5 protein-coding genes are annotated in these 7,194 nt (G+C 36.6%); 3 read left to right on the top strand and 2 right to left on the bottom strand.

All coding sequences use genetic code 11. From position 1 onward, the window contains the following. The first annotated feature begins 2,810 nt into the window (after positions 1-2,810). Positions 2,811-3,659 (top strand): hypothetical protein, encoded by an 849-nt coding sequence (locus Q0954_RS32070; protein WP_299465478.1) that lies wholly within the window; start codon positions 2,811-2,813, stop codon positions 3,657-3,659. A gap of 77 nt (positions 3,660-3,736) precedes the next feature. On the opposite strand, the gene Q0954_RS32065 is transcribed toward Q0954_RS32070, so the two are convergent. Both Q0954_RS32065 and Q0954_RS32060 read right to left on the bottom strand, forming a co-directional pair. Further along, entirely contained in the window at positions 3,737-4,249 is a 513-nt protein-coding gene (locus tag Q0954_RS32065) for a hypothetical protein (RefSeq protein ID WP_299465475.1), read from the bottom strand. A gap of 78 nt (positions 4,250-4,327) precedes the next feature. Continuing rightward, positions 4,328-5,299 (bottom strand): hypothetical protein, encoded by a 972-nt coding sequence (locus Q0954_RS32060; protein ID WP_299465472.1) that lies wholly within the window; start codon positions 5,297-5,299, stop codon positions 4,328-4,330. A gap of 130 nt (positions 5,300-5,429) precedes the next feature. On the opposite strand from Q0954_RS32060, the gene Q0954_RS32055 reads away from it, so the two are divergent. Together Q0954_RS32055 and Q0954_RS32050 are read left to right on the top strand one after the other, a co-directional pair. Beyond that, positions 5,430-6,068: a hypothetical protein gene (locus tag Q0954_RS32055; protein WP_299465469.1), complete on the top strand. Its 639-nt coding sequence runs from the start codon at positions 5,430-5,432 to the stop codon at positions 6,066-6,068. 66 nt (positions 6,069-6,134) lie between these two features. Next, positions 6,135-6,971: a hypothetical protein gene (locus Q0954_RS32050; RefSeq protein WP_299465466.1), complete on the top strand. Its 837-nt coding sequence runs from the start codon at positions 6,135-6,137 to the stop codon at positions 6,969-6,971. Positions 6,972-7,194: the final 223 nt, after the last annotated feature.

Genomic DNA, 7,194 nt, shown 5'->3' with positions numbered 1-7,194 from the left:
GCCTAATCAGTCGGTAAAAAACAGGTATAGTCTTCATCCTATGGGGAGCAAGTTGTTCAACAGGCAGACCTGGCTTGCTTTGCCTGGGGAGCAGGAGGGATAAAATAAGCTGAGTGTTGTAGCTGTATGCTTAGCTTGACAATTTGGTGACATAATACTACATCACTTAATAATATCAACTAATGTAATCTATAATAGCAGGTAGGAGTTTTTTTAAGTGTTCTTCTTTAATGGGTAGCTACCCAAGCCAGGACTTACCCCTATTTCGCCCATAGAGCCGCAACACGCGTCAAAGAAAAACGAGTGTAGAAAGTGTAAGCTATTTTATAGATCGCAAGCCATACCCTGCTAAAAACGCTTATTTTAGATTCTTGCTTTTTGAATGTAAACATGACAAGCAGATAAACAACACTTGATCCTGATAACCTACACACGGGTGGTGGTATAACTTCTACTGCTGATGCTCATAAACGTGGAGGTCGCAAGTTGTTGGCCTGGCATTTCCCAACACTCCATTCAAGCCTTGAACATTTACCTAGTCGGAATATTTCCTTAAAAAGAAAAAAAAGAGAAAGAGAAAAATAGCCAGGCTGTCCGTTTTCTTTTTGTTCTTTTTCTTTTTTTCTTCTGTAGTAGTCTTTTGGGTATTCTTATGTATTGTCTAAAGGGAACAACTCTTTTAGGCATTCTTGTGGACGCTTTTTATCTGGTGGTAAAGTACAGTTTGGGGCAGTGCTAAAGGGGGCTGTGATCGGTAATTAAAAAGTAACACTTTTTCGTAATTAAGAGGTAACAGTTTTTAGAGGTAATACAATCAATTATTTGAATATAAAATCTTGTTAATTAGGTGTTTATATTCTATTTTTTGTATGAATAGTTGTTACCTCTTAATTACCGAAAGTTGTTACCTCTTGGTTACCGATTACAGGGCATATCCCGTAAAGGCAGGTGCCTAATCAGTCGGTAAAAACGGTATAGCCTTCGCCCTATCGGGAGCAAGTTGTTCAGCAGGCAGACCTGGCTTGCTTTGCTTGGGGAGCAGGAGCGACAAAATAAGCTGAGTGCTGTAGCTGTATTTCTCTTCTTGCTTGCTGGTATGGCAAGCATGTCAAATTGTCATCGAACCTTGCCAAATTAGCATGCTTAGCTTGACAATTTGGCATCATAATGAGTCACTTATATAAGTCAACTAATACAATCTATAGCAGATAGGAGTTTTTTTTAGTGTTTTTCTTTAATGGGTAGCTACCCAAGCCAGGACTTACCTCTGTTTCGCCCATAGAGCCGCGACACGCGTCAAAGAAAAACGAGTGTTAAAGGGTAGCCTGTTTTATAGATCGCAAGCCATACCCTGCTAAAAACGCTTATTTTAGATTCTGGCTTTTTGAATGTTAAATATGAAAAGCAAACAAACAACGATCACCCATACGCGGATGGTGGTAGTAGTATAACTTCTACTGCTAATGCTCATAAAGTGGAGGTCGCAAGTTATTGGCCTGGCATTTCCCAACACTCCATTCAAGTCTTAATCCTGATCGGAATATTTCCTTAAAAAAAAGAGAAAGAGAAAAATAGTCAGGCTGTCCGTTTTCTTTTTCTTTTTTTCTTCTGTAGTAGTCTTTTGGGTATTCTTATGTATTGTCTAAAGGGAACAACTCTTTTATGCATTCTTGTGGACGCTTTTTATCTGCTGGTAAAGTAGAGTTTGGGGCAGTGCTAAAGGGGTAGTAGATTCCCTAAAGGCAGGTGGTCAAATTAGTCAGTAAACCAGGTATAGTCTTCATCCTATGGGGAGCAAGTTGTTCAGCAGGCAGACCTGGCTTGCTTTGCCTGGGGAGCAGGAGGGATAAAATAAGCTGAGTGTTGTAGCTGTACTTCTCTTATTGCTTGCTGGTATGGCAAGCTTGCCAAATTGTCATCGAACCTTGCCAAATTAGCATGCTTAGCTTGACAAATTAGATAAATCACCTAATGTAACCCATAATAGCAGATAGGAGTTTTTTTTAGTGTTTTTCTTTAATGGGTAGCTACCCAAGCCAGGACTTACCCCTATTTCGCCCATAGAGCCGCAACACGCGTCAAAGAAAAACGAGTGTAGGGAAGTCCTGTTTTATAGATCGCAAGCCATACCCTGCTAAAAACGCTTATTTTAGATTCGGGCTTTTTGAATGTTAAATATGAAAAGCAAACAAACAACGATCACCCATACGCGGATGGTGGTAGTAGTATAACTTCTACTGCTAATGCTCATAAAGTGGAGGTCGCAAGTTATTGGCCTGGCATTTCCCAACACTCCATTCAAGTCTTAATCCTGATCGGAATATTTCCTTAAAAAAAAAGAGAAAGAGAAAAATAACCAGGCTGTCCGTTTTCTTTTTTTTCTTTTTCTTCTGTAGTAGTCTTTTGGGTATTCTTATGTATTGTCTAAAGGGAACGACTCTTTTATGCATTCTTGTGAACGCTTTTTATCTGGTGGTAAACTAGAGTTTGGGTCAGTGCTAAAGGGTAGCAGATTCTGTAAAGGTAGTTGGTCAAACTAGTCAGTAAACAGGCTTTTTCCAGTGCTTGCCCCTGTTTCGCCCACATAGGCGTAACACACGCCACGGGTGGGGCAAAGGTTTATGATGGGTTGGTTTTGATAGTGTTGGGGCTAATTACAAAGATTTGCTCCTGGCTCTTAAAAATAACTGCCAACAAAGAAGAAACAGACGATGACCAGAAAGGTAATTGCAAGGTTAATTTTTCCGAATTATTTCAAACTTTGATTGCTTTATCAGTAGTTTGGCAATTATTTACTAAAACTTAAAAAAATGAGTAGTCAAAATCCTCAACAATCACAAAGTTGGTATGACAATAAACCCCTTGTAGTTGTATTATGTGTGGTATTTTTTCCAGTTGGCTTATATGCGCTTTGGAAAAATCAACAAATTGCTAAGAAATGGAAAATAGGAGTCACTGTTATTATTGGCATTATTGCCTTGGCAGTGGGTTCTGATAATGAAGAAAAGAGGCAAGCAAACGAAGCAGTAACCAACACTTCTGAAAATACGGCTAGTATTTCTGAAAGGACAGTTAATGCTCCTGACTCTCTGAATGAAGGAGAAAGCAATCAGGTGGAGAGCGACACATCTGCACAAACGACTCCTAAGGTATCTTTGAAAGAGCAACTTGAGCGTGAGTTAAAATCATTAACATCAAAATCCTTTGATGGTTCAGGGTATAGAGAAACAATACAGTCTATTCAGATTGAAGTAGCCCTTTTTGATGTTTGGGCAAAAATGATCAAAGAAGCTGAGGCTGCAAACGACCCACAGGTAAAGCAAGTAGGAAAACAGTTGGAATATCAAGTAAAGCTGGTTCAATTAAGGGAGTTCCCTCAAATGCGTAAGGCGTATAAGAAAATTGCTTACCAAAAACTTTGGCTTGAGAATATTGAAACCTCCATTAGTGGATATAAATTTACTACTCTTGAGTTTACTGGTGGTGCATTTGCAAGTAACAAGAATAAACAAAGCATGCAGACCACTTTGACTGAAATTTTAAAGATGCTTCGCTTTAAAAAGGTGAATTATAAATTCACAAAATATGACTCTGAGTATACTTATTATACTGTAGACTCGCCCAAGGATAATGAAATCGTAAGGCTAAGTAGTTTGTAATTCTGATGAAATACCAATGGCATGGTTTCTACTGTGCCATTTTATCTTTTCCACTTATATTATTGTTTGCCAAACAACTATGATATAGGATTATTATTATCACTGTTTAGCCTGGCAATCTTTCTGGTAAAAACCTTTAGTTTTTGTTCAAAATTTGGTGGAGTCTTATCAGCCAAAAAGCTTTGTCTCAAAGCCTCATAAGTGTGGCTTTCAGAAGTAGGTGTGACTTTATCCATTAGCTCAAAATACTGATCAAGTTGATTACTTTCAACCTGACGAATTGCTTCTTGAGTGATAGTACCAGTCCTTGTGGGATCGTCTATTGTCAAAGAAGGTTCTTCCCCTGGGGTGTTTTCTGATGCATCTTTCAAAAGAGGGGCTCCCTGACCAGTCATCAACCAGTGAAGGTTTACATCAGGGTAAGCAAAAATAATGCGGTCATACAATGTGGTATAAATAGGTTTGTTGCCTGCTAGTATATCCTTAATGATATAATCAGGTACGTTAATGTTTATTGCAAATTGTATATGATCAAGCCCCAAGGACTCTATAAACTCTTGCAGCTTGGCTCTTCTTATATTTTCTCTCATTGGTATTAATTACTTTTACTCCAAAAGCATAAAGCTGATGAACTGTTTTGTTTCAAAACTATGCCCTGTCAAAATTAGTTATTTTTCACATAACTCCACAAGGGTTGTTCTCAACGCTGGTAAGTCTTGCTTGGTTCCAGAAAATATCTTAGTACCATACTTTTTATCAAGCCCAAATTCTATAAGTTCAGATTTACGTTTTTTATCAGTCAACAATATCTCTGAAATAGGTAATCCAGTTGCAATTCTTGATATATCCATCTGGTCGCCAGAAGTTTCTTTTTTGCTATCGATTGCTAAAGCCACTTCAAGAGTGTTCCTGATATCAAGTGATGGTATATTATCAAAGTTGTGGTTTTTAACCTCAACAATGAGTTTGCCCAGTTCTTTTTTAGAAAAGTTATGAACTTCGAGCAAACGCTTAATAATTACATCTGCCCAGTTAGGAATAGATTTGATGCCAATCTTATCGTTTACAGGTTTAAGAATTCCCGTTTTTTTTACTTGCTCAAGTCTTGCTAAGAAGCTGAATGTTTTGATGATTTTCATGCTACTAATCATCTGCTGCTTGTTCTTTTGTTCTATTTTTTGAGCATTAGTAACCTTTCTTAATTCATTGACAGGTGCAGTGGCTTTTTTAATTAAGGACTTGTGGGCTTTATTAGCTTCTTCAAGCTTATTATGTTTTTTTGTATTACTCAAAATTCCGGCAGGGTAGGTTTGTAGATAGGTATTTTGGGTAACGCTGTTTTTTCTGATGTAGGAAGAGATTAGTTGAGATGTTACTTCAAATTCCGTCTTGAAAGAATAACCATCAGAAATTTGATCAACAAAATATTCAAATGACTTGCCTCTTTCAAAAGTTGCTTGTGCTGACTCTATAAAATATTCATAAGATGCAGGACAAAACACTTTATCTCGTCTGTATGCTTCCTCAAGAGCTTCTTTGATTTCGAACCAAATGGTATCATTAGTTGCTTTGACCATATCGCTTATGGCAAATTGGTCGAGGTAGATACAGGCCTTTGTTGGTGGAGAATTTCTTTTCATATATTCTGGTTTTTGACTTCAAAACTTTAATAAATAAAAGGGTTAAAGTATATTTGCTAATGTAAACACTACAAAGTTACTTATTTTAACAATTATATTTTAATCAGAAGTATTTTTAACCAAACAAGTTATGCTGGATAGAATAGAGAAAATTATTTATGACAAGTGGTTTGAGCCTAATGATTTCATTTACTACTGTCAGTCAGGTAGTGCTAAAAAAGCCAATGGTTTGACTTTTTCTGCTGCTTTACTCCGTTTCACAGCTTATTATAATACTAAAACTAAAGTCAGAAGACTAAAATTACCTGGTGTAGTGACAGGCTTGGACTTACGAGATAAGCTGGTTGAATTAATTCAAGATAGAATCAACCAAGGGCAAATTACTATTGCTCTCAGTGTTGGAGGCAGAGCAATAACAGTAAAATCATTAAGCCGAAAAGCGAAAAAATTCCAAAGTTTAGGGTTTGACTTGAGTTTTTTAGAACATCAGTCCATAAATAACCAAAATGCCGTAAAACTAACACCTACGGCTAAGGGGATTATTAAAGGGCTTTACTGTTTACCACAAGAGGAAAAAGCGACCATTGGCAAAGCATATCAAAAATATATCGCAATAATTGAATCAGATATGACGGTTGTTAATGCCAGAACTAATGAGGTGTATGATCGTCAAAAGCATGGACTTATAAAAATTTCAATAAGCACATTTCAAAAGTTTCTTTGGAAAGCTCAAGGTATTATTCCTATTCAAATAAAACACACCACCTGACTTTTTAGATAAAACCAAGCGTTTAAGTTATACTTTTACCAATAAATATACACCTGCTTTAAAACTATGAATAATACTTTAGTAGAGATGGCCATACAAAGACTAAAAAAGTTAGGTTTAGAATATCAGCCATTGCCTTGGCATTATGATACTAATATCCAGCCACAAGATTTAGAGGACTATTGTTTCTATAAGCAAAAACCTATTATTACCGATAAAGTAGCTGTTAAACTTGACAAAATAGTGGGCACAACTCACCCTGGCTATCATTCACAAACTTGGATCGAAACTTTAGGTAGTTTAAAAAAAAGTAACTATGGTGAACGTCAAGCAGCCTACGAGATAATTTACAATAAACACGGTAAAGCCTCACAACCAAAAATCTTACACAAGTATGGTGATAAATACTTTATATTTGAAGGAAACAACCGTATAACAACAGCAAAGTTTTTAGGCATTGAAGAGTTGGAGTTTGATTACATTCAGGAATACAAATTGAATGATGCCTTGCTTAAGGCTTATAACAAACTAACAGAGCTAGGTTTAAACCCGGAAACTAGGTTTGAAAAAGTACCCTACAATACACGGCGTACACCAATAAGGTTTAACGGCTTACATAAGGGGACACCTATATGGCGTATCACCCTCAATGACAAGAGATTATATATTGAAACTTTTGAGCTTATAAGAGATTTTATAAAACAATTTGAAAATATAAATATTGGGGTTAAGCAAAAGGTAAAATACCATATAAAACAATTTGGTTACAAAATATTCGCAGGCAAGGCATTAAAAGGCTTACCTAATAACTCTGACTTATTCACTGTTAATAAAGATCAGGTATACTACGATATTTATCACCATAAACTAAAAATGCATCAATCCAAGTTTGATAATAAATAGTAAGCAGATATAACCTACCTGTATTTTAACTCCAAAAACCCCACTCTTTCTCCTCGTTTCCCTACGATTCCCCACCATGATTGTTTATACTTGCACTACACAATTACAAATAAAAAAGCCCCGCCAAAGTGCCTTTTAGTTTGGACGACTACAGCACTCAACACGGGGACCTATAAAGTTGAATCAATATGCAAAACTCAACAATTTCCACAAGAAACCCAAA

The organism is uncultured Microscilla sp., assembly GCF_947493425.1.
In the GTDB taxonomy this organism is placed as follows: Bacteria; Bacteroidota; Bacteroidia; order Cytophagales; family Microscillaceae; genus Microscilla.
This window is presented reverse-complemented; position numbering and strand designations above follow the sequence as displayed.